Source organism: Lysinibacillus sp. NPDC047702 (assembly GCF_050272555.1).
GTDB lineage: Bacteria > Bacillota > Bacilli > Bacillales_A > Planococcaceae > Lysinibacillus.
In genome coordinates, this window is record NZ_JBNNMG010000078.1 from 1 (window position 1) to 23,190 (window position 23,190).

Here is a 23,190-nt window from a genome sequence, read left to right on the forward strand (position 1 = left end):
GTTCGTTAGCATAAGGAAGCACCTCCTTCAATTGATACATCTATCGTACCGGAGGTGCCTGGTTATTTATATGCGTTATTTGAATACGGGCTTACCTACAAGTTTTGTATTTTCATATGTACGAAAGTAAAGAGATTCGTTTATGCTGGAGGATAAATGATCATTTCTTATAAGCATTGTTTCTAAATATAAGCGAGTGGCAATTTTATCACTCTTTTGTAAATTACAATCATTGCAGGCTAATACTAAGTTCCATAGATTATCATTTTGGACAAAGCTCCATGGGATAAAATGGTCGACATGTGTTTTTCGGCGACTAGATGATAAATCACATTGACAGTAAAAACATCGATTTTGTTCAAATTGTGAAAGCACCTTGTAAAAGGTTTCTAATGAACTACGCTTTGAAATCACTTCTATCTTGGATAACAAAGCCATTGTACTTGTTGCTACATTCACTTTCTCTAAATATTTTACCAAATGATAATTTGTTAAATTCATAAGAACACGCTGATATTTTTTCATAAACTCATAAACAGGGCGATTAAAACGAAATTGTGCACGCTTAATATCAAATGCATAGAATACACCTGCTGTATCGCCATAAAATGCACCAATCACATTTTGCTTGCAGTCACGTTTAACATCATGGACAATTTTCAACTGTAAAGAATCCGCAAGTTGATCAAATTGCCATTCGGATGGAACATTATAGTCACTTACATACTTTTGCAAAATGGTTTGAACACGAGCTGGTTTATTTTTATTAGGGGACTGCGTTACTTGATGATGGATGACCAAATTCCAATAAATATTGGTGAATGAATAAAAAATTTGGTCATAGCTTAGTGTTAGTTCATCATCCACATTATATAGATTTTCAAGTAATGCTTTAAAAAACACATATTTATAGGAAGTTGCTACAGTTGAACGATAATAAAAATGATTAAGATGTTGCCAAATTTCATGCTCTGTAATATATTTCTCCTTTATTTCACCGATCCTTAAATCATGTGACACGTTTCTTTCACCTACTCCTCTACTTCCATCAAATATATCCCTTTGGAAAACCCTCCGCGTTGTTCTTTCTTCTGAGCACGAATTTGCTCCAATTGCTCATTGGAAACACCAAACTTATGTATAGCTGCGTAAACTAACTCCAAAATATCTGCAAGCTCTTCTAGTGCCTCTTTTCGTGAGTCTGATTCCTTAAACTCTAAAGCCTCCTCTTGCATTTTTCTTTTGATTTCTTCCAAATATTCTTCTTGTTCTAATATTCTTATTTCACATTTTTTGCCACTGGCCTCTATTAAATCTGGTATTAAATCGCGAACCAATTTATTGTATATTGGCATATTATCGCTCCTTTTTAATATCCTTTTCGTTTAGGATTTTCCATAACTTTGCTGAATCATGCGAATATGTTTTTTCTTCATTGCCTTGGAAATTTGCATTTGTGGTAGCAACTGATTGTAAATGGCTTGAATATCGCCTTTAGAGAAAATTGGACTAGCAGACTTTTGACGTGCTTGGATAAAACGTTTTAACTCCTCTCGTTTTATAACATGTACATTAGTGGAAGTCAGCTCCACTTTTTTCAATGTACAGCTTTCACCAAAAACAATAACTGAATGGATGGCATTGTTTGGCAGCTTTAAAAAATTTTGAATAGCTCGGGTATGTATAGCATTTTGACGGATTGGATTAAAAAATTTATATTTTTTCTTATTCGGCATTGTTTGCGTCCATTGCTGATGTGCCTCATTTCCAAAAATCCAACCACTATAATTTTTTGATTCCAACACATATAAACCAGTTCTATCTATATAAAGCAGGTCAATTTCTGTTAACTCATCCGAATTTCTTTTCGGAATATATACATTGACTAATTGCCTATGGCTTTTCGATGCATGCTTCTCAATTATTTTTGAAGTTAAGTACTCACCATGTCTTCCTTTATTCCATTTAACTGTTAAAATATGATTTTTAGTCAGCTGATAATAGGTACTTTTGCGATAATTTTTTTCCATGAAATAAATGCACAACATTACACATAGAATAACAACTAGTAACATGACAATCCCCCCTTAATCTAGAAATTTTTAAAAATGAATCTTCAAAACTAGTATACCAATATTTCCAAGGATTTTTTTTGCAATTTTTTCAGTATCCGCTCAAAAAACCATCATAAAAGCCTTACTTAAAGAAATTATCCTAGTACAAATATACGATTCCCACTAAATATTACATATAATTTGTTATGGATTTAACATTTTAGGATTGTTATGATTAGGGGGTATATTTATTTGAAGGGAGGTTTGATCAATGAGTTATGATTCTTATTATTACAATGATTATGATGCGGCGTTAGGCGGATTTTTTTTGTTGATTATTATTGCATCTCTTGTATTAGGTTTAATCGCATATGTTGTTAGTGCACTAATTTATTTTATGGCTTCTAAAACAAACGGCTTCGGTGATATAGCTTACATTGCCTGGATACCACTTATCAATGTTTATAGCCTTTTCCTGTTAACAGCAGATGGTGTTGATAATGAAACTGTCCGTGCTGCAGCTTTAAAAAATACGCTTATTTATGCTGGTTTAATTATCGTTTCATTTATTCCATTTATCGGCATCATTGCATCACTAGGCGCTGCTGGCTTCACTTTATACTTCACTTACCGTCTATTCTATAGATGGACTGGCGAAGCTGGGAAGGCTGTCCTATACATTATTCTCACACTTATAACAGGTGGAATATTCTTTATGATTTATGGTTTAATGCGTATGAACAGACCTTTTGTTGCCTAGCACTAGTGAAACCTTTTTTGTCACCTGACAAAAGAGGTTTTCTTAATCACACAGTTTCACACTATAATGTCTCATAGATTTGGGAATGCCTTTTAATGCAAGGACTCCATTATAAACTAAATATCGAATTCTATACTCTATATAGAAGATGTTTGGACACTCGTCCATTTGAGATATCAATTCTGTAATCACAGTTCCTGTCTTAATAAAATCCTTCATCGTTTGTTCTTTATGTAACTTCTCAATTACGTTTATAATTAATGCATCAAAATACTCCTCTGATACACTTATTATTTCCCCATGCCCCCACCGTCGTAATAAATTCTTTGTTTGTGATAAATGTTCCCATTCTTTTTGAAGAAATAGTCTCCCCTGAACAGTTAGAGGCTTTTTTTCACTATTCATAAAGAGCTGACTTAATGACAGTGATGTAAGATGTCCTGTATCTCCAAATTTATTGTGCTCAGAGGTTTGCATAAGATAAATTTCATTTGCCTTATCGTTTAATAAATAAAGAAAGAATCGTAAAAAACACTGTTCATTCGCATTATTTCCAATCCAAATGTAAATAGGAAAATGATTAGGAATATCAACTATTTCACGCAAAGTATTTACAAATTTATGATATTCAATATGATCATCCTGCTCATTATTAATATTTTCAAATAACCATTCTTTACGGGAAACACGCCCTAACTTCTCTTCCAACAGACACAATGGACCGATAGAGAGATCATCAGAAAATGCAATAATATGTCTTGGGGGAGCAAGTGCTACCCTTAGTGACCCAGCTGCTGATTCTGAGCAAGTAATATGAACCACCTGAGAAGAAGGTGTTATGGATTCATACTGTGATACAGAACGTTGTTGCTGAATAGCGTCGTTTATGATTTCCACTATATTATAAAGTTGCTCTTGCTCAAGATAGAAACTCCAAGGATTCTCTGAGGGCCTACTCTTATCATGATTAAATGCTTCAAATTGATGAGGATGCTGTAGTTCGTATGCCTCCCATTCAACTATATTGATTACATCTTCTAAAATGACATATTCAAGTGTTTTGATTTTATACACAGTGACTATATTCGGTTCAATTAATAAATATACAAATGGATAATGGACTTTTAATTTAATAAGATTCATCCCCTTTTTATATAAATTTTACCATATCGCCTAAAATAATTCTTTTTTCTATTCTCTACCATTATTTTTTCGAAAAAGAAGTTAGCTAGCAGGATAAATATGCTATATTATAGTTAGAAAATTTAGAATTTCTTATTTCACAATAAAGGGGATTGATGAATGTGTATGAAAATATTTTAAGACACCCTGGACCTACGCCTATTCCAAAAAAGGTTCAGCTTGCAATGAATCAGGATATCTTTAGCCACCGAAGCTCAGAATTTGTGGAACTATATCGTGAAACGACTGAATTAGTGAAGCCAATTTTCGGGACAAAACAAGATATTTTATTACTTCCTTCAGGTGGTACAGCTGCTTTGGAAGCAGCTGCGGTGAATACTGTTTCAGCTGGTGAAGACGTTGTTGTTGTGACAGTTGGAGCATTCGGTGACTATTTTGTTTCGATTTGCGAAAAATACGGCTTTAATGTACATAAGCTTGAAAAAGAATGGGGACAAGCTTGTACAGCTGAAGAACTAAGAGCATTTTTACAGCCCTTACAAGCGATTAAAGCTGTTTTTGTAACATATAGTGAAACTTCTACGGGTATCTTGAACCCTGTCGCTGAATTAGCACAAGTTGTTAGAGAAGAAACAGATGCTTTAGTCATTGTAGATGGAGTAAGCTGCATTGGAGGAGCACCTGCTGAAATGGATGCGTGGGGTGTCGATATTCTTGTCACAGGCTCTCAAAAGGCTATGATGCTACCCCCAGGACTTTCACTTGTTAGCGTTAGTGACAGAGCATGGAAAGTTATTGAGGAAAATAAAGCACCATCCTATTACTTAAATTTATTGAGCTATCGCAGCTGGGCTGAAAAAGGAATGACGCCAAACACGCCAACAATCACACTTATCTATGGACTAAATGAGGTATGCAAACTAATAGAGCAAGAAGGCGGCTTTGATAAAACCGTTGCACGTCATGAATTAATGAAAAATATGGTGCGTAATGCCATGAAGGCACTAAATATTGAACTGTTAACTGATGACGAACATGCCTCACCGACTATTACAGCTATTTTAGCACCAAAAGGCATTGATCTTGGTGAATTCCTAACACATTTAAAGCAACACTATCATTTAGATTTCGCTGGTGGACTTGGCCACTTACAAGGAAAAATTTTCAGATTTGGTCATATGGGCTATTGCTTCCCAAGTGATATTTTACAAGCTGTTTCATTAATGGAGGTCGCACTACAAGACTTCTCCTATGATTTTGAGCCAGGTGCTGGAGTACGCGCAGCACATGAAGTATTTTTAGCTGCTCAGCAAAAACAGCTTCAACGATAAATTATCAGGTGAATGACCATGCAAACCCAAATCTCCACTCGGTGGCTTTTTTTGCGCCATTCCTGCAAGATTTTACACCTGTAGAGTTGGGAGTCTTCAGCTGAATGAAGATAAATTATTTTTTAAATAAAGTGTATAGAAAATAATAATTGGTCCAAACTATTAAAGATTTCACTTCAAATCCAATGACTAGGAGGGTTAACCCGATGAGTGGGATGGATTGAAAACTCAGAAGGACCATCAAAACTGAATGAAGCTAAAGCAAGTTGTCTTAAAGTTTTTAAGATCCCATGCGGAAGCGAGGCAGGGTGTCATGGAGCATTTAAAGTAAGTGAGAATCAAGCCTGGAATATTATTTCCAGGCTTTTTGTTTTGATACTTTTCATACATACTCCCTAGAAAAAACGATATTTGAATATCTGTTTTCAACAAACTCAACAACATATAGTACTGTTTTTAATTGTCTTCTCACTTTTTGTATCCGTTACATTCACAAAGACTTATTATAGATAATCTATAGTATAAATTATTAATATCACTCCAACTATACACATAATCCAGGATAGGGCAGAGCTTGAACTGCTTGATATTTTATTCCGAAGATTAACTAAGGTAGGGTTTATCAACTTTCCAAACAATTTATATCCTAAAAATATAAGTAGAGCTGGTAGAACCATAATAATATTGTAAACTGCTATAATTGAAATCCTTTGATAAAAAGGTATATCAATTGTAGTTAATAAACCAATAGCTGCAAAATACGGTAAAGCCATACCTGCCTCAATGATAAAAGTCGTAACACCAATAATAATAATTGAGAATAAACTATGTGTTTTAGGCTTTGGAATATTACTGTTTTTATTTATGGGGATGAAAAAGCTAGCAATAAATAATATCACCCCTATTATGAAGATTATCCAGCTAAATATTTTATTTTGAAAAATAGTTGAGAATGCTTCTATAATAAAATTTAACCCTAACATCATGATGATACCTAATGAAAAATACAGTAGTACGACCGTAATTAGATATGTCAATAATCTTGATGTTAAATTTTTATTGTCTGTTAATACCAGAAATAAAGTAACGCCAATAATTGTTGGGCTTAATGTATCTAAAAGAGCTAAGCCACCTAAATAAATTAATATATCAGTTCCCATCTTTCCTCCCGTATGTGTTCAAATAACTATCATTTATTATCGAGATAATGTATATATGCCTTTTCCAAAAAATTAAGGACCTCTTGATCAATTGGATATAGGCTATATTTTTTTGATTCCTCAGGTGACATTCTAATGTCCCAAAGTTTATCTAAAAAAACATCTTCGCCTTTAAAGTCTTCATCTTTTTTTACATCCATTCTCTCAATGATATTTTGTATTCGTGAATTACTATAACCAAGGTGCATATATTTTTTTAATTGCCCTACTAAAGCAATCCACTCTAAAGAGTCTGGATCACTACTAGCCATGTTAGGAAGCTTTTCTAGTACTTCCGTGTTTTTAATATTTAATTTAGCTTGATTATAATTTAATGCTTCTTTAGCATCCTTATTATTATATAAATCTATGATTTTTTTAATCCTAAATTCTTCTCCATCAATCGCTATACCGTTTATTAGCTCCCTTAAACTTATTTCTATCTTTAAAAGACGGTCCTTTTCTTTTATCACATAAGATAGTTGTTTCATTAGACTATTAGGCCAATCCCATTCTTCTGACTCTAACATAATTTTGATCTCGCTTAATTGAAATCCTATAGTTTTTAGGAATTGTATTTGCTGAAGTTTCTTTAACTCAGTGTTTGAGTATAATCGGTGACCTCCTTCAGTTTTTGATACAGGTTTCAGAAGTCCTTTTTTGTCATAAAATCTTAAGGTTCTAACTGATACACCGCTCAACTTCTTAAATTCGTTAATATGATACAAGTTAATACCCTACTTTCTTATTCATTTGTATGATTAAAAAACATGATTTTTAATACATAACCAATCCCTAAACCAATTAGCACCCCTGGAAAAGCATTATCAAAAAACAAACCTACTCCGGCTCCAATAATAACAAAAGCATAAATAATAATATCGTCTTTTTTCAAAATAGGATTCTCCTTTTAAATGTATTAAAGTTAAGCTCTTTTACAGTATAAAAGATGACGTAAGGTCACTTTCAACCTATAAAGCATCCCATTGCCTAAAATTTGAAACTGACCTTACGTCATTTAATAAAATCAGCTTAAAGGAGCATTGCTGTTAGAAGGATTTTCAGGGGCTTAAAAAAGAAAAAGCCCTCTTGTATGATGCATGAGTGTCAACGCCTAAATTGACCCACCATCACACAGGAGGACTCCATTTATGAAATCTAATACAAACCAAAAGATTACTCAAGTCTCTGAAAAAACATTCGTCATCAGTATCAATATTGCCAAGCTGAGATTTTTACTCATTATAAAATCTTCATGCCTTTTTTAAATACTCCTCACGCATCTCTTGTGGCACCATACTCCCACCTGTTGCCCATACAAGATGTGTAGCTTGCTCCATCTTATCAACTAAATCATGCTTTTCTAAATAACTTTGCCCATTTTTCATTAACTGAATCGGTCCAAACATTCCTGCATGTGCAGATGGCTCTAAAAATAATCCTTCACTATCCATTGCCAAACCTAATGATGTAAACAATTCTTCATCTGTCACCGTATAACAACCACTTATATATGTTTCCATTACTTTTCCGACAAACTTAGAAGCACGACCTACTGCTAAACCATCTGCTTCCGTTTTATTGTCTAAGCCAATATCCTCTACACTAATTTCATCATGTAGACCTGTCAGCAAACCGATTGTCATGCAAGGTGATTCTACTGGCTCTGCAAAGAAAATATGCACATGCTCTCCAAAAAGCTCACGAAGTCCATATGCAACCCCACCAGGTCCACCACCAACCCCACATGGTAAATACACGAACAATGGATGTGCTTCATCTACTTTAATGTTCGTCTTTTCAAATTGGTGCTTTAGTCTTTTCGCTGCCACTGCATAGCCAGCAAAAAGATCTTTTGAATTTTCATCATCAATAAAATGACACTTTAGATCTTGCTCAGCCTCTAGACGACCTTGCTCCACAGCGACACTATAGTCAGCTTCATATTCGATTACTGTTGCACCTTTTTCGCGCAGCAATGCTTTCTTCCATTCCTTTGCGTCACTCGACATATGTACTACGACATTAAAGCCGAGTTTCTTGCCCATAATGCCGATGCTTAATCCTAGATTACCGGTAGAGCCAACTGCAATTGTGTACCGCTGGAAAAATGATTGGAAGTCCTTCGTTGCCAACACCGCATAATCATCCTCTTTTTTTAGCTTCCCACTGGCAATAGCTAGTCGCTCTGCATGTCTTAGTACTTCAAAAATACCTCCGCGAGCCTTAATAGAGCCTGAGATTGGCAAGGCATGATCGCATTTTAAGATAAACTGACCAGGAATCGAAACGTCAAATTCCTCTTCGAGAGCTTTCTTTATCAATGGTATATCCTGAATAGTTGATTCAATGAGACCTTGGCTTTCCAAAAGCTCTGGGAATGCTACTATTAAATAAGAAGAAAAACGTGAAAGGGTTTCTTCCGCTTCCTCAACTTCTTGCAACGAAAAAAGATTGGTTGTCGCCTCTTTTTTCCAATTTGTATTTTCCCAAAGCACAGTACTCTTATTTGCTAGCTCTTTTAGTATTGGAAATTGCTGAAATAGTTCGTGTTTAAGTTCATTTTTCACCTTTTGATTCCTCCATTTTTTTCGCTAGAATTGCTTGTTCACAAATTTGTCGAAATTTCAATTTGAACGAAATATTGTTTTCTTGTGTTCTTTTTTTTGGTCCCTTTGTACGTCCACCTGCACGTCTAATTTTCTGCCCAACATGTCTCATTTCGAGCAAACGTTCGATATTTTCATTGGACATTTCTCGTCCATTTTGATCAATAGGATATCCCCCTCTTGCCAAAACCATTGCTGCTAAACCATAATCCTGTGTAATGACAATATCGTGTTTTGAAAGCGCATTCACTAGCGTGAAATCAACCGAATCTGGACCTTTAGGAACAATTATTGTTATTACATTATCACGTTCAATACGGTGGGATGTATCGCAAAATAAGATAGTTTCAATCTCAAACTCAGATGATATAGATAACGCTAAATCCACTACTGGACAGGCATCAGCGTCAATTAGAACCTTCACAATAAGGCATCATTCCCTTCTCATAATTAGATGAATAACTCACCCTAAAATTATTTCAAAATAACATTTTAACGACCCCTCTTGCTCAATTTTTCACAAACTTTAGACTGTTGGAAAAAGTATTTTATTGAATAGTGTGAAAAATAGATATACGATACACCTATCAAATAATTGGAGGTTTTCATTATGACAACTACAACTGTTAGCAATGAACAATTAGCAAAAGAATACGTGGATGGTGTATTCGAGCAACTAAAACAACAAAATAGTCATCAGGCGGAGTTCTTACAAGCAGCTGAAGAAATTTTCATTTCATTAGTGCCTGTATTTGCACAACATCCTGAATATATAAAAGCCAATATCTTATCACGTATCGTTGAGCCAGATCGCATCATTTCCTTCCGTGTTGCTTGGCAAGATGATAATAATCAAGTACAAGTAAATCGTGGTTACCGTGTTCAATATAGCAACGTAATGGGACCATACAAGGGCGGACTTCGTTTCCATCCTTCTGTTAACGAATCAATCATTAAGTTTTTAGGTTTTGAACAAATCTTTAAAAATGCTTTAACAGGCCAACCAATCGGTGGTGGTAAAGGTGGTTCAAACTTCGATCCAAAAGGTAAGTCAGATTCAGAAATCATGCGTTTCTGTCAAGCATTCATGACTGAATTATACCGTCATATTGGTCCAGATGTCGATGTTCCTGCTGGCGATATCGGTGTGGGTGCTCGTGAGGTTGGCTTCTTATGGGGCCAATACAAGCGTTTAACAAAAGCAAACGAATCTGGTGTATTAACTGGTAAAACGCCTGGCTATGGTGGTTCTTTAGCTCGTAAAGAGGCAACTGGTTACGGTACAGTGTACTTTGTTAAGGAAATGCTAAAAGATGCAAATGATTCTTTCGAGGGTAAAACAGTCATTGTTTCTGGTTCAGGAAATGTATCAACTTATGCGATTGAAAAAGCACAGCAATATGGCGCAAAAGTAGTTGCTTGCTCTGATTCTTCAGGCTATGTGTATGATCCAGAAGGTTTAGATCTTGATGCGATTAAAGAAATTAAAGAAGTAAAAGGTGACCGTATTTCAACTTACGTAAACTATCGTCCAAATGCTACTTTTACGGAAGGTTGCACAGGTATCTGGTCAATTCCATGTGATATCGCACTTCCATGTGCTACTCAAAACGAAATTAACGGTGATTCAGCTCGTACATTAATTTCAAATGGTGTCAAAGCGATTGGTGAAGGAGCAAATATGCCATCTGACCTTGAAGCGATTAACGAATTCTTAAATGCGGGTGTTTTATTCGGACCTGCCAAAGCTGCAAATGCAGGCGGTGTTGCTGTATCTGCTCTTGAAATGGCACAAGATTCAAGCCGTGTATTCTGGTCATTTGAAAAAGTAGATGCGAAATTACATCAAATTATGAAAGATATTTATGCAGACAGTAAAGCAGCTGCTGAAAAATACGGCTATCCAGGAAACCTTGTAGTTGGGGCAAACATTGCTGGCTTTGTTAAAGTAGCAAATGGTATGATTTCTGAAGGCATCTATTAATAATATTCTTTTTTCAACTAAATTAAAATGGAATCTCTGATAATAGAAGAGTCAACCATGTTTTAAATTTAGAATTTTCTTAATTTCATTAAAGATGATAGCGAACATTCGTTATCATCTTATTTTTTAGTAGAGAAAAGTGAAATAAACATAAAAATAAAGCACTAAAACGAACAATTTTAATATTAAAATATTAAAATATTCGTGTTATACTATTAGGGTACTATGAAATATTGGAGGGTTTTTTGTGGAATTATTGTATACAGGTAAAACGAAAAATGTGTTCAAATTAGAAGATGGTCATTACTTATTGAAATTCAAAGATGATGTAACTGGAGAAAATGGTGTATTTGATCCAGGTGCCAATACTGTAGGATTAACAATTGACGGTGCTGGACTTGCTGGTCTTCGCTTAACTTCTTATTTCTACTCAAAACTAAACGAACAAGGTGTTCCTACTCACTACGTAGATGCAAACTTCGACGATGCCACAATGACTGTAAAGCCTGCAACGGTTTTTGGTAAAGGTTTAGAAGTTATTTGCCGCTTTAAAGCTGTTGGTTCTTTCTTACGTCGCTATGGCGCTTACGTACAAGAAGGACAAGATCTAGATTCATTCGTAGAGGTTACGATTAAAGATGACGATCGACTTGATCCTCCTATTTCTGAAGATGCTTTAGCTATGTTAAACCTGTTAACCCATGAAGAATATGCTATTTTAAAGCAACGTACAATTGAAATTTCTAAATTTGTTGCTGCTGAGCTTGCTAAAAAAGGCTTAACACTTTACGATATTAAATTAGAATTTGGTCGCGATGCGAAAACAAATGAAATTTTATTAATTGATGAAATCTCTGGTGGTAATATGCGCGCTTACAAAGGCGAACAATATATTGAACCGTTAGAGCTTGAAAAAATTATGTTAGTTGACTAATCATTCATTTCCTCAAATTGCAATCTGTTTGGAAAAGGGTGTTCATAAGTTTATTTATCACATTTTAATTTGTTCAGTAAGTATTTCGGTACTACTGAACAAATTTTTTTATTGGACGAAACTTTTCACCAATCCATCCGTATATTGTATAGAATCATATATTTCATGAGCATTAACTTAGAGAGGTGGTTTAATCCCTTTCTTTTGTATGAAGTGTAATATTAATTTATTGGAGGTAGTTTAATGGAAAACTATAATGATACACAACAAGAAAGACCAAAACTTAATCCATTTCTATCTGTTTGGTTGCATCCAAAGCAAACAGCCCGCTACATGATTGACGAAAAAACAATTGGCTATGCCATACTGATTCTTTCCATTGGTTATATTGGTTCGTTATTATCAGGGCTGATTGATCAAGAATTCATTCCAGACTTTTCTCCTTGGGTACTGGCGTTATTATGTGTAATATTCGCGCCCATTGCAGGTATTATTGGAACAGGGTTTTCTGCTCTTTTAGCATGGTTATTCGGTAAGCTTTTCAAGGGAACTGGTACATTCTCTGATTTATTCAGAGGTCTGAGCCTAACAGCCATACCGTTTATTGTTCTTATTCCTTTTTATATTATTTGGCTAATGACCTCACCTGAGTCCTTACTGGATGCAAACTTCATAGGTTCGTTTCCTTGGATTTTCTGGCCAACAATGTTAGTGACGATTGTGGTTAGTATTTGGTCATTCGTGATTAGTGTAGGCGCTGTGGCAGAGGCACATCAAATCTCAAATGGGATGGCCTTCTTAACAATCTTTATCCCAACGATTATTTTATTTGTCATTTTCTTCGTACTTTTCTTTATCATCATGATTGGCATTATAGGTATTGGCATGATGTGAAAAATCTCCCCCTCTCGCTTTTGAGAGAGGGAGATTTTAGTTTTATAATTTAAATTGTGCCACTAACCCCTTCAATTTTAAGGCTAATTCCGATAATTGCTCAGATTTCCCTGTCATCTCTTCCATCGAGCTACTTGTTTGCTCTGTTGTAGCAGTTGTTTGCTCAACACCAGCCGCAGATTCCTGTGCTACTGCAGCAATTTCCTGTATAGCGCTATTCATTTTTTGACCATCTTCTGACACGACCGATAAATTGATTGAGATTAATTTAACACTTTCTACCACTTTATTAATGGATTCACTAATTGTGTTAAACGTTTCATTTGTAGCTTTTATTTGATTTGTTCCAGCCTGCACCTCTTGATAGCCACCCTCTAAAGAAGCTGTTACAACATCAAAATCCTGTTGAATATTTGTAACAATACCTGTAATGTCATTCACTGAAAATGCCACTTGTTCTGCTAATTTTCTAACTTCATCTGCAACTACTGCAAATCCTTTTCCGTGCTCACCAGCTCTAGCAGCTTCAATTGCAGCATTTAAAGCTAATAAATTAGTTTGATCCGCAATATCTTTAATGACAATGACCAATTTTGATATTTCTTGAGCTTGAGCATCTAAATTTTTTACTCTCACTACAGCGTTTTGAACAATATTATCTATTTTAACCATTTGACTATTAGAAGTGGCCATCAAATAACTTCCCTCTTCGGTTAGTGCCAACACATCAACAGAAGATTGGTGTATGTGTCCACCATGTTGATTCGTTTCCAACAAATCTGAGGTGAAACGTTCCATCAATGATGTTAGCTCATTAGCATGATGAGCTTGTCCTTCCGCACCAGATGCCAATTCATGCATCGTTATTGCTACTTGCTCTGTTCCCATTTTTACTTCTGTTGCTGATTGCGTCAATTCTTGACTGGAATGATTAATCATATCTGAAGCTTGATAAATATGGAGAATCATATCCTTTAACTTTAATTGCATTTGATTCATGGCACTTGCTAATTTTCCAATCTCATCTTTGGATTTAATTGTCATCAATTCCCGAGATAGATCCCCTTCTGCAAAAAGTTCCATTGCTTCAGCAACTCGATTAATGGGCTTAGTCATACTACTTGCGTATAACCAAATTACGAAAATCCCAACAACAATTGCAATGCTGATCACCACTAATGTTAATTTTAAAATACTATCCGCTGGTTTATTAAATTCTATTAAATATGTACTAGCACTTATCGTCCAACCCCAATTTGGTTCCGTTTCCGCATATATCCCTTTCTGTTCTAGGGTCTCTGAATTGGGCATTTTCCAATCATATGTAACAAAGCCTCCACCATTATTCCCAACTTTAATTGCATCTTGGATATATTTAACGCCATTACTATCCTGTTCCTCCCACACATTTGATCCCTCTATGCTAGGATGGGCAATTGATTTCCCTTCTTGGTCAACAATAAAAATGTATCCATTCTCACCAAGTTTGATGTTCTTATTTATTGGCCGTTTTCCTTCTGCATCTTTTTCACCTAAAATTAGTACCTTCACTTTTTCTTGAGCTTCTGTTAACGGAATTTTCCCTGCTTGTACCTCTTGATTTAATTGCTCAATCATTGCAATAGTCATTTCCACACTATTCTTTAAGTTTTCTTTCCCAACAATTTCTAGATTCGTCTTACTCTGTTGATAGCTAAAAAATCCTAAAACAACTAAAGGAATCATTAAAAGAAGTAAAGAGAAAGCAATTAGTTTTGTTTTAATAGATTTGAATTGTATCAATAATTTCATATGATTAAACCATCCTCCTTTAATTTAAAATACTAAAGACCTATATTTTATTAAAAATTAAAATAAATAAATACTTTATTCTTTTAAAATATAAATATAAAACCATTACATTATACTCATTATATCTTATTACACTAATAGACAAATAACAACATTTTTCGAGCAAATTCTACACAAAAAACAGATGTAGAAAAACGTATTGTTTTTCTACATCTGTTTTATAGTTGTTACACGGTAAGCACCGTATTTTGTTGGAATAACTCAGATACGCCTGATTCTACAGCAGCACCACTTACAGCACGCGATACAATTTCAACGACACGTCCATCTAAGGATTTGGGAACAATATATTCTTCATGTAAGTCCTCATCGCTAACAAGAGATGCAATCGCCTCTACTGCAGCCAGCTTCATTGCCTCATTGATATCTGTTGCACGTACATCTAATGCTCCTCTGAAAATTCCTGGGAAAGCAAGTACATTGTTAATTTGGTTTGGATAATCTGAGCGTCCAGTTCCCATAACACGTACACCCCAAGCCTTCGCATTTTCATACGTAATTTCTGGATTTGGATTCGCTAATGCAAATACCACAGGATCATCATTCATAGAAGAAATATGAGCTTCTGTTAGCAAGTTTGCAACAGATACACCAATAAAGACATCAGCTCCTACCAGCGCATCATCCAAAGTACCGTGTATTTTATGAGGATTCGTTAAATGAGCAACAGCTTCCTTAATTGGATTCATTCCTTCAACGCGTCCTTCATAAATAATTCCTTTTGTATCACACATATAAATATTTTTGTAGCCCATTTGTACAAGAATACGTAAAATAGCAATACCTGCCGCACCTGCGCCGTTAATGACAACCTTCATTGTAGTCACATCTTTCTTTACAATTCGATTGGCATTAATCATCCCTGCACCTACAACAATTGCTGTTCCATGCTGATCATCGTGGAACACTGGAATATCACATTCTTGACGTAGACGATCCTCAATTTCAAAACATCTTGGAGCCGAAATATCTTCTAAATTAACAGCACCAAATGTTGGGGCAAGCGCCTTCACAATGCTGACGATTTCATCCGTATTTTTTGTATCTAAACATATAGGAAAAGCATCAACATTGGCAAAACGCTTTAATAAAATTGCCTTCCCTTCCATTACTGGTAATGCCGCCTTTGGACCAATGTCCCCCAACCCTAAAACTGCTGTACCATCTGAGACAATCGCAACCATATTTCCCTTCATTGTATAATCGTAAACAAGTGAAGGATTTCTCTCAATCTCTACACATGGTGCAGCAACTCCTGGAGAATATGCCAAACTTAAATCATAGGAATCCTGTACAGGCACCTTTGAAATGACCTCTAATTTTCCATTATAATGTGCATGCATTTCTAACGCTTTTTTCATAACATCCATTCTATCCCAACCTTTTCCCTGTGAATTTTTATTATATTTCAGAATCATAATACTTTGTGAAAATATAGTCAACTAAATTTTCTGTCAATTTCAAAATTTCTTTAGAAGAGCAACATTTTCTGTCATTTATCACAATTTTTAATTTTGTTAATAATTTCACAATCAATTATTTCAACATAATTAATGCGCAAGGTTACTTCTTAATAAATGTACCTATACCGCGATTAAACCTGTTCAACTTTTCACATAGTATTTTTCTTATGTAAATGAGAAATTTTTCACAAACTTATGTAAGCGCATCCATTGTGAAATCTAGTTTTGTCACATTTTCTCCACATTTTTTCACAAACTTATTTATTATTCTTTTTTAAGTATTCTGGTAAAATACAGGCATCTGGCATGGATTGGAGTCGCTTTTATCGGGATAAGGGCAGTTCTCTCTTGGATCTGAGCGGTTCTTCCTTGAACCCGAGCACTTTTCGTGGATACCTGAGCAATTCTTTTTAGACCCGAGCGCTTTTTGGCTACACCTGATCAGTTCTCTCATAGACCCGAGCACTTTTCAGGGACACCTGATCAGTTCTCTCTGGACCCGAGCACTTTTCGACGACACCTGAGCGGTTCCCTCTTGGAACTACTCAATTTAGGTCTCTTGGTTCCTGAAGCATCAAAGAAAAAAGAGCCCTATATAAAGGACTCTTGCTTAAACTGATGTATAAAAGCGGTAATGATATGCTTAGATGACCACTGCTCCCCTGATACTTTTGTAATTGGATATTCGCGAGGGAAGACAGTTTTAGTGATTTCTTCCACTGTATAACCTTGATTAAATAGCTGCTTAACGGTACCTTCCATATCCTCTAAATAAGCGATTTTATTTAGGATTTTTGATCGACCATCTGCAATATAGCCAGCATGACAGCAATATACTGCCTCAAAATCAAAGTTTAATAGCTTCTTTAAAGATGCCAAGGTATGTACAATATTTTCTTCATCAAGGACAACCTTGGTTTTCGTCTGTATAAATAAATCACCTGTGAACATGGCGCCGGTTTCTCGATTGTAAAACGATACATGATCGGTTGTATGCCCAGGTGTTTCAATGACATCCCATGTTGCTGATCTTGATTGTAAGGATTCACCTAGTGGTTGAGCCACAAAAGCAGGTCGCTCTCCCCAAAGGGCATGACGATAAAGTGGATATTCTCCATCCTCTGCACAAATTTGCACGGAATCACGATGCACAAAGATAGGAGTCTTCTTATACTGCTGAATCCACGCTGCATTTCCTGCATGATCCTCATGGGAATGTGTCAATGCTAATTGCTCAATCGGTATTTCTGAAAAAAAAGATTGAAACTCCTGTGTTAATGAGTACGAGCCCGCATCAATTAGTAAACCATCCACAAAAAAACTATAAACACTCATGCCAATGCCTTGTACTGCTACTTTACCGTGCGCACATTGCACATCCTGATTCTGTTGAATTTCTATACTTTTCTCGCGTTTAAACATCCATTTTCCCCCTTTGCTCTCTGTAAAAAGAGTGTAACACAAAATGAATGGTCAGTCATTTTTACAAATACCTAACAACAAAGGATTTTTTCTTTACATGCTTTCGTAAAGATAAAACATGGAAGAATAAACGGATATTCACCGCAAATAAAAGGAATCCACCCAGCATCAACAACCCTATCTTCCAGTCATTTGGTAAATTACTTAACATTGTCCAACTCACAATAACAGCAAATACAATTATTACATATTTTTTTAGCACACGAGCAGTAGGACCATGAGCATTATAACGCTGTTCTAAAGAAACTAATATTTTGCCAAATTCCATAATAATCAATAAATCTATCCCTGCAATGAAAACAGTACTCCAATAGAATAATAGCTGCAGGGAAAAAATATTACTGAATAACGTTAAAACGATGGCTATAACAATGTATTTTTTGACTGGTGTAACTTGTCTACTATACGAAAGACTCTTTATATAGGCTCCATAAACCAATAAATCTTGAAGAATATTGACATACTTAAAAACATTAAGATAAAGCAATTGCAGAAATAAAGCTATGGCAAACCATTGTAAAAGTTTAACATGGTCCTTTGTTTCATTCATTCATTTCACGCACCTTTTTCACCATTCTTTCAGTAAAGTAAACTTTAGAAAATACTTTGGTTATTAAGTTACCATCTGGACCACTTAAACCTACTGAAGCATTCATATCAAATGGAGAATCCTTAAACTGAATAATCAGTTCAATTCGTTGTCCTTTTTTCAATGAAATCGGAAAATCTTTCGAAGTAAATCGTTGATTATTAACTATAAATTCTTTTAAGATGACTTGTTTTTCTAAAAAGGAATGAACATAAAAGTCATCAAATACAGCATCCTGCTCAAGTATAAAGGAAATCACATGCTCATCTTGACCTCGTGAAGCACTAAAGCTTTGATGAGGTACCTGATTGTCATTTTGAGTATTTATATAGAGAGAAGCCTTTATTTTTACATCATCACTCAAAATAAGATATACATCCTTACTTGCAAGAATTTTTTCAATTACTGATAAATCAGCTTGAAAATATGCATCACGAATATACTGATAACTTAACACTTGGTAGGCATCGAATGGATGATAAAATCCATTGATAAGATTGACTTGCTCTGATGTGAAATAAGCTATTGGTAGGATTACATCGTCTGCCTGTAAAGATTTCACATAACGATGGTCATTGCGATTCGTTATATAACGTATCTCAATACCATTTTGTCCATCTTTATTTATCTCTATTGATGTTGGAATGACTAAAGGGTTAACTAACTGATGTTGCAAAAACAATGCACTGTTTCCAAGTAATAAGATCAATACTGCTGCAACACCAAGCGTTTTTACTTTATCCGATCCTGAACAAATCTTTCTTCTAGCTACAAATAATATTATTGATATACATAAAATAGCAATTCCCCAGTATATATAGGGAGAAATATGTTCTTGAATCAAAAATGTACTTGCCTGATGATTAATTGTCCCTCCCTGCTCTATACTCAATGCAATAAAGCCTCCTGCGGCAAGAGTCACTGCAATCGTGATTATTTTTGGTAGCCAACGCTGCGATTTTTGCTGTTCTTTGCTTGCCTGTTCAATTCCTTGTAGACTACGCTTATGCAGCGATTTGGGAATGTCAATGTGATCCATCTGTTTTTTTAGATCGCTCATTCTTCTTCCTCCTGTTCCAGCGCTTGTTTTAGTTTCTTTAATGCACGATATAAAATCGTTTTTGTAGTTCCTAATTTTAGCTGTAAGGTCTGCGACACTTGAGATAATGTATAATCATTGTAAAATCGCAGTAATATCACATCTTTTTCTTCTTTTGAAAGCCTTGTTATGATATCCTCCATCACCCATTTTTGAGGAAGCTTCTCATGTGGCTCTTCACCTTTCTCTAGCTCGTCCATTTCATACGGCAGGAATTGACCCCGTTTTTTTAGCAAATCTGTTGCACAATTAATAGTAATCCTTATCAGCCAAGTTTTTATATGAATGGAACTTTGCAAAGAATGTATGTATTTGAAACTACGGTAAGCTACCTCCTGCACGACATCCAGTGCATCTACCTCATTGCCCACATATACATAGGCCATTTTATATAAATCAATTTCAAACTGGGAAAATAGCTGTGCGAATGCTTCTGCATCGCCCTTTTTCGCTCGTTGTACGAGTGTATCCTGCACTTGCTCACCCCCTCTATCTATTAGACCTACATAGATGGAATTTGGCTTTCATAATAATATTTATCAAACCCAATATTTTTCCACCATATTCATTGTCAATTAACGGTGTTTTTAATAGAATTTTAGATAATATAATATGGGATGGGTGCAAAGATGAACATGAAAGATTGATTAACCCTTGATATGTCAATAATTTAGGAAATCTCTCCCCACTTAACATTGGCTTCAATCTTTTTTGTTTATCCCCCATAGATTGTAAAGAATCCTCATTAAAGGGCTAGCTGCTAAACACTAGGTGAGTGTGTGCAGAAGGGAGCGAAAAATAATGAAGTTAATTTTTAATACTCCTATCGATTGGATAAATTCAATAAAATAGATGCCCCTAAAAGGAGATCTATCCTAAAAGTCGATGTAAATCGATTTTTAGGACAGCCCCTTCTTACCTCCAACCATTAGAGAATCGGCTTCTTCTTATCATTGTCTGCAAGCTCTCGATTTTCTTTTTGAGACTTCATACGAATGTTTCCACGTTCATAATGTTTCGAAGAGTTAATTCTATTAATTGTGGCTTTGCATCATCTTTGGATTTTTCATCTTTTATTTGTTGCATTATCTTTGTTTATTATTTCCATTTTATCCATTCATCAAGAAATTCTGTAATGAAATAGATTGCCATATCCAACGGTGAATCAAATCTAAATTCAATACCTTTATAAGTAGGCTTCTGCTTTGGTGTAGGTCTTGTGTCTTCTTCTCTCTTCAGGCATTAATCAGTAGGAATACAAGTAGTTTCCTTCTAACTAATTACTTATCAACGTGATTCACTCAATCTGTTAAGAATACATTGTCTGAAATATCTGTGTTTCTGTTTCTCTCATTAGCAAATCAATTGTCAGTGTTACAATTTGCCTTGTTTATTTGTGTGTGATTCCCTCGGTAACCATAATATTCTAAATAATCTTCTATTACTATTTCTACATTCATCTGTTAGTTTAAGTGTAACTCTTCACAATTACTTGATATTATATAGGTGAATAGAAAAATAAATTTAAATTTAGTTTAGTAGTTGTAAAAGTAGGTTATTTATATTATTCTCTTATAATTTTTCAAAAAGGAGAGTTTATGAAAAAGATTATTGTTTTTGTATTAACGATATTTATATTATTCTCAGGATTCGCAACACAAAGTTATGCGTTGTCAGATTCGAAATCTGCGGCAATACAAGCGTTGCTAGATGATGCCTGTCGTATATCAGGTGTGCCGGGAATGTCAATCTCAATACTTGCTGATGATGAAGTGTTCTACTTTTCTTCAGGGTATGCAGACCGTGAAAAGGGGTTGTCTGCAAGTGAAAATACACTCTATGAGTTAGCCTCGGTCAGTAAAGCTTTTACCGGTATGGGTATTATGCTATTGGAAGAGCAAGGGCTGCTCTCAATGACTGACCCTGTCCAAAAATATTTACCTTGGTTTACATTAAAGTATCAAGGGAAACCTGTTGATATGCAAAGCCTTACACTAAATAACTTTCTTCACCATACCAGTGGTCTAACAAATATTAGGCATACTCAAAATATTCCACAAGGCAATACACCGGATATGTTGCAAAAGACTGTGGAAATGCTCGTGGATGCTGAATTGGCGTTCCCTCCCGGTGAAAAGTATAACTATGGAACCGTTAATTATGACGTATTAGGTTTGGTTATTGAGATTGTTTCGCGACAAAGCTATGAAGACTTTATGAGGGAACAGGTATTTCAGCCGTTAGATCTTCACCAGACGTATGTTTATAAAGAAGATGCTCAAGCCACTGGACAGTTGGCACAGGGCTACCGTTCTTCCTTTTTTATGACAACTCCATTTAATGCTCCGGATTATGCTGGGAATAAACCCGCAGGCTACATCATTTCTAATACAAAAGATATTGCGCGTTGGATGGGCATACAGATGGGTATCGTGCAGGACATACCCGAAATATTTCACACGGTTATCGAAAAATCACATAGGGGTGATATGTCTGTTTCGGCTGTCAACGATATGTATTATGCGGCAGGCTGGTTGGTAAACGCCGACCAAACGATTATAGAACACACTGGGGGTAATCCAAATTTCAGAACCGAAGTAGCCATACTGCTAAATGAACGAACAGCCGTCAGCTTGCTGAGCAACGGCGTAAATACCAATATAAACCTGGTACTAAAAGTTAAAGATATATTAGATGGCAATCTAACTCAGTCATATGAAATAAGTGGCATACAGCTTTTGGATATCATATTGTCGTCTATCACAATTATTCTTTGCCTATTGGCCGTTCTGCTATTTCTCTTAGGATTACGCAGAAGGAAAACGAATGAGTGGCAACCAATGACAAAAAAGAGAATAATCGTAACAGTTATTTTCCTGATCGCTACGATTGCCCTAGGTATACTGTGCTGTACTTTCGATTGGTCAACGATACTTATTTGGAAAACATATAGTGTTCTTACAGCTTTGATTTCGTCAGCATTATTAACAGCAAGCATTACGTGGTTTGTATACACTCACCGATAAAATACCTCGCTCTCAAGATAAGCATAATGTAAAGTAATTAAATTTCAATTTATCGGTATGATTAATTTGAAAAACATAAGACACTTTGGTGGTCTTTTTTAATATCATCGACAATTTTCCCAGTCAAACCTAATTACTATTGCATCCACTAACCTGCTCCGTTAATTGAATAGTACATTCTATGGCTTTATGCGTTTGTACACCTTGTGTTTCTAATGCTTAAAGCAATGAAAATTCGATGGTTCGTTTTTCGTGATATTGTATGTCAGATAATCGTATAAAGTATTGATTTTGGTCGACGGTAACTATCTATTTTTCTTCTGGTGAGTATCCTTTCTCGACTTTTTTATAGATGAATACCCTTTAAGGCTCGATATGTGATCTATTACACTTTCAATTAACAAGTCAATCGCCCCTTTTTCGCAACAAATAAGAATGAAAATGATACTATACGGTCGAATAACTGTCAATGTTATGTTATTTTGGGTTTTGTAATCCTTTTTTTAAATTACTCTTTGAAAAACGTCAGAGTATATTAAGATCACTAAACTTCACGTTATGACATACTTCATTTCATTATCGTGAGCAATGGCATTTGAAAAAGCTGCCTCCTGTAAAATACAGGCCATAGTGTTGAAAAACTAAATGGTCAAGGGACTCTTTGTGAACACTACTATGTCAAATGAAGGTGATTTCCGTTCCAGGCTACTCGCTTTCCAGTGGGCGAGCGACGAGCCGCTTCCTGCGCTGACGCTCCGTGCAGGGTCTCGTC

The 23,190-nt window shown here is 35.3% G+C and carries 21 protein-coding genes; 6 read left to right on the plus strand and 15 right to left on the minus strand.

All coding sequences use genetic code 11. The features are described from left to right. Nucleotides 1–75: 75 nt before the first annotated feature. From ACQKIM_RS24385 to ACQKIM_RS24395, 3 genes are read right to left on the minus strand one after another with little or no spacing between them, the layout of a single operon-like run. Nucleotides 76–1,020 (minus strand): HNH endonuclease signature motif containing protein, encoded by a 945-nt coding sequence (locus ACQKIM_RS24385; protein ID WP_427548930.1) that lies wholly within the window; start codon nt 1,018–1,020, stop codon nt 76–78. 11 nt (nt 1,021–1,031) lie between these two features. After that, complete coding sequence (locus tag ACQKIM_RS24390) at nt 1,032–1,355, minus strand: nucleoside triphosphate pyrophosphohydrolase (protein WP_427548932.1); 324 nt, start codon at nt 1,353–1,355, stop codon at nt 1,032–1,034. A gap of 30 nt (nt 1,356–1,385) precedes the next feature. Beyond that, nucleotides 1,386–2,075, minus strand: a complete 690-nt coding sequence (locus tag ACQKIM_RS24395; RefSeq protein WP_427548934.1) for a nuclease-related domain-containing protein — start codon at nt 2,073–2,075, stop codon at nt 1,386–1,388. Between the two features lie 250 nt (nt 2,076–2,325). Between ACQKIM_RS24395 and ACQKIM_RS24400 the strand changes: the two genes are divergently transcribed. Further along, on the plus strand, nt 2,326–2,814 hold the full coding sequence (locus tag ACQKIM_RS24400) for a hypothetical protein (protein ID WP_427548936.1): 489 nt from the start codon (nt 2,326–2,328) through the stop codon (nt 2,812–2,814). 42 nt (nt 2,815–2,856) lie between these two features. Here the strand turns inward: ACQKIM_RS24400 and ACQKIM_RS24405 are convergent, their stop codons facing one another. Further along, nucleotides 2,857–3,957 (minus strand): DUF1835 domain-containing protein, encoded by a 1,101-nt coding sequence (locus ACQKIM_RS24405; RefSeq protein ID WP_427548937.1) that lies wholly within the window; start codon nt 3,955–3,957, stop codon nt 2,857–2,859. Nucleotides 3,958–4,118: 161 nt separating this feature from the next. Here ACQKIM_RS24405 and ACQKIM_RS24410 point away from each other — a divergent pair, with 161 nt between their 5' ends. Further along, entirely contained in the window at nt 4,119–5,288 is a 1,170-nt protein-coding gene (locus ACQKIM_RS24410) for a pyridoxal-phosphate-dependent aminotransferase family protein (protein WP_427548939.1), read from the plus strand. Between the two features lie 503 nt (nt 5,289–5,791). Here ACQKIM_RS24410 and ACQKIM_RS24415 read toward each other — a convergent pair. The 5 genes from ACQKIM_RS24415 to ACQKIM_RS24435 all read right to left on the minus strand — a co-directional run bounded on the left by ACQKIM_RS24415 (nt 5,792) and on the right by ACQKIM_RS24435 (nt 9,520). After that, nucleotides 5,792–6,448: a GAP family protein gene (locus ACQKIM_RS24415; RefSeq protein WP_427548941.1), complete on the minus strand. Its 657-nt coding sequence runs from the start codon at nt 6,446–6,448 to the stop codon at nt 5,792–5,794. A gap of 29 nt (nt 6,449–6,477) precedes the next feature. After that, nucleotides 6,478–7,215 (minus strand): MerR family transcriptional regulator, encoded by a 738-nt coding sequence (locus ACQKIM_RS24420; protein WP_427548942.1) that lies wholly within the window; start codon nt 7,213–7,215, stop codon nt 6,478–6,480. Between the two features lie 17 nt (nt 7,216–7,232). Continuing rightward, nucleotides 7,233–7,382: a hypothetical protein gene (locus ACQKIM_RS24425; protein WP_427548944.1), complete on the minus strand. Its 150-nt coding sequence runs from the start codon at nt 7,380–7,382 to the stop codon at nt 7,233–7,235. A 358-nt stretch (nt 7,383–7,740) separates the two neighbouring features. After that, nucleotides 7,741–9,057 carry a D-serine ammonia-lyase gene (locus ACQKIM_RS24430; protein ID WP_427548946.1) on the minus strand — a complete coding sequence of 439 codons (1,317 nt, stop codon included), beginning with the start codon at nt 9,055–9,057 and terminating at the stop codon, nt 7,741–7,743. Next, on the minus strand, nt 9,047–9,520 hold the full coding sequence (locus tag ACQKIM_RS24435; RefSeq protein WP_427548948.1) for a YaiI/YqxD family protein: 474 nt from the start codon (nt 9,518–9,520) through the stop codon (nt 9,047–9,049). Before ACQKIM_RS24435 ends, ACQKIM_RS24430 begins: the two co-directional genes overlap by 11 nt. Before the next feature lie 186 nt (nt 9,521–9,706). On the opposite strand from ACQKIM_RS24435, the gene gdhA reads away from it, so the two are divergent. The 3 genes from gdhA (at nt 9,707) to ACQKIM_RS24450 (ending at nt 12,908) form a co-directional block, all read left to right on the plus strand. After that, on the plus strand, nt 9,707–11,080 hold the full coding sequence (gdhA, locus tag ACQKIM_RS24440) for an NADP-specific glutamate dehydrogenase (RefSeq protein ID WP_427548949.1): 1,374 nt from the start codon (nt 9,707–9,709) through the stop codon (nt 11,078–11,080). Between the two features lie 247 nt (nt 11,081–11,327). Further along, nucleotides 11,328–12,014, plus strand: coding sequence for a phosphoribosylaminoimidazolesuccinocarboxamide synthase (locus ACQKIM_RS24445; RefSeq protein WP_427548951.1), 687 nt, complete (start codon nt 11,328–11,330; stop codon nt 12,012–12,014). A gap of 243 nt (nt 12,015–12,257) precedes the next feature. After that, the gene (locus ACQKIM_RS24450; protein WP_427548953.1) at nt 12,258–12,908 is read left to right on the plus strand and encodes a Yip1 family protein; all 651 of its coding nucleotides are present in this window, start codon (nt 12,258–12,260) and stop codon (nt 12,906–12,908) included. Nucleotides 12,909–12,950: 42 nt separating this feature from the next. Here the strand turns inward: ACQKIM_RS24450 and ACQKIM_RS24455 are convergent, their stop codons facing one another. From ACQKIM_RS24455 to ACQKIM_RS24480, 6 genes are all read right to left on the minus strand, one after another. Then, nucleotides 12,951–14,699 carry a methyl-accepting chemotaxis protein gene (locus ACQKIM_RS24455; protein WP_427548955.1) on the minus strand — a complete coding sequence of 583 codons (1,749 nt, stop codon included), beginning with the start codon at nt 14,697–14,699 and terminating at the stop codon, nt 12,951–12,953. Between the two features lie 227 nt (nt 14,700–14,926). Continuing rightward, entirely contained in the window at nt 14,927–16,129 is a 1,203-nt protein-coding gene (locus ACQKIM_RS24460; RefSeq protein WP_427548957.1) for an NAD(P)-dependent malic enzyme, read from the minus strand. A 684-nt stretch (nt 16,130–16,813) separates the two neighbouring features. Continuing rightward, nucleotides 16,814–17,644, minus strand: coding sequence for an MBL fold metallo-hydrolase (locus tag ACQKIM_RS24465; protein ID WP_427548959.1), 831 nt, complete (start codon nt 17,642–17,644; stop codon nt 16,814–16,816). Nucleotides 17,645–17,705: 61 nt separating this feature from the next. Continuing rightward, on the minus strand, nt 17,706–18,254 hold the full coding sequence (locus tag ACQKIM_RS24470; RefSeq protein WP_427548961.1) for a hypothetical protein: 549 nt from the start codon (nt 18,252–18,254) through the stop codon (nt 17,706–17,708). Further along, complete coding sequence (locus ACQKIM_RS24475) at nt 18,247–19,353, minus strand: hypothetical protein (protein ID WP_427548963.1); 1,107 nt, start codon at nt 19,351–19,353, stop codon at nt 18,247–18,249. The genes ACQKIM_RS24470 and ACQKIM_RS24475 overlap by 8 nt, the downstream gene beginning before the upstream one ends. Then, on the minus strand, nt 19,350–19,868 hold the full coding sequence (locus ACQKIM_RS24480) for a sigma-70 family RNA polymerase sigma factor (protein WP_427548965.1): 519 nt from the start codon (nt 19,866–19,868) through the stop codon (nt 19,350–19,352). The genes ACQKIM_RS24475 and ACQKIM_RS24480 overlap by 4 nt, the downstream gene beginning before the upstream one ends. Nucleotides 19,869–20,990: 1,122 nt before the next feature. On the opposite strand from ACQKIM_RS24480, the gene ACQKIM_RS24485 reads away from it, so the two are divergent. Further along, nucleotides 20,991–22,418, plus strand: coding sequence for a serine hydrolase domain-containing protein (locus tag ACQKIM_RS24485; protein ID WP_427548966.1), 1,428 nt, complete (start codon nt 20,991–20,993; stop codon nt 22,416–22,418). Nucleotides 22,419–23,190 lie beyond the last annotated feature (772 nt).

Bases quoted from the DNA above. Each gene is read 5' to 3' on its own strand.
- ACQKIM_RS24390 (WP_427548932.1), bottom strand. From the start codon at position 1,355: ATGCCAATATACAATAAATTGGTTCGCGATTTAATACCAGATTTAATA.
- ACQKIM_RS24395 (WP_427548934.1), bottom strand. From the start codon at position 2,075: ATGTTACTAGTTGTTATTCTATGTGTAATGTTGTGCATTTATTTCATG.
- ACQKIM_RS24400 (WP_427548936.1), top strand. From the start codon at position 2,326: ATGAGTTATGATTCTTATTATTACAATGATTATGATGCGGCGTTAGGC.
- ACQKIM_RS24405 (WP_427548937.1), bottom strand. From the start codon at position 3,957: ATGAATCTTATTAAATTAAAAGTCCATTATCCATTTGTATATTTATTA.
- ACQKIM_RS24415 (WP_427548941.1), bottom strand. From the start codon at position 6,448: ATGGGAACTGATATATTAATTTATTTAGGTGGCTTAGCTCTTTTAGAT.
- gdhA (WP_427548949.1), top strand. From the start codon at position 9,707: ATGACAACTACAACTGTTAGCAATGAACAATTAGCAAAAGAATACGTG.
- ACQKIM_RS24450 (WP_427548953.1), top strand. From the start codon at position 12,258: ATGGAAAACTATAATGATACACAACAAGAAAGACCAAAACTTAATCCA.
- ACQKIM_RS24455 (WP_427548955.1), bottom strand. From the start codon at position 14,699: ATGAAATTATTGATACAATTCAAATCTATTAAAACAAAACTAATTGCT.
- ACQKIM_RS24460 (WP_427548957.1), bottom strand. From the start codon at position 16,129: ATGGATGTTATGAAAAAAGCGTTAGAAATGCATGCACATTATAATGGA.
- ACQKIM_RS24465 (WP_427548959.1), bottom strand. From the start codon at position 17,644: ATGTTTAAACGCGAGAAAAGTATAGAAATTCAACAGAATCAGGATGTG.
- ACQKIM_RS24470 (WP_427548961.1), bottom strand. From the start codon at position 18,254: ATGAATGAAACAAAGGACCATGTTAAACTTTTACAATGGTTTGCCATA.
- ACQKIM_RS24475 (WP_427548963.1), bottom strand. From the start codon at position 19,353: ATGAGCGATCTAAAAAAACAGATGGATCACATTGACATTCCCAAATCG.
- ACQKIM_RS24485 (WP_427548966.1), top strand. From the start codon at position 20,991: ATGAAAAAGATTATTGTTTTTGTATTAACGATATTTATATTATTCTCA.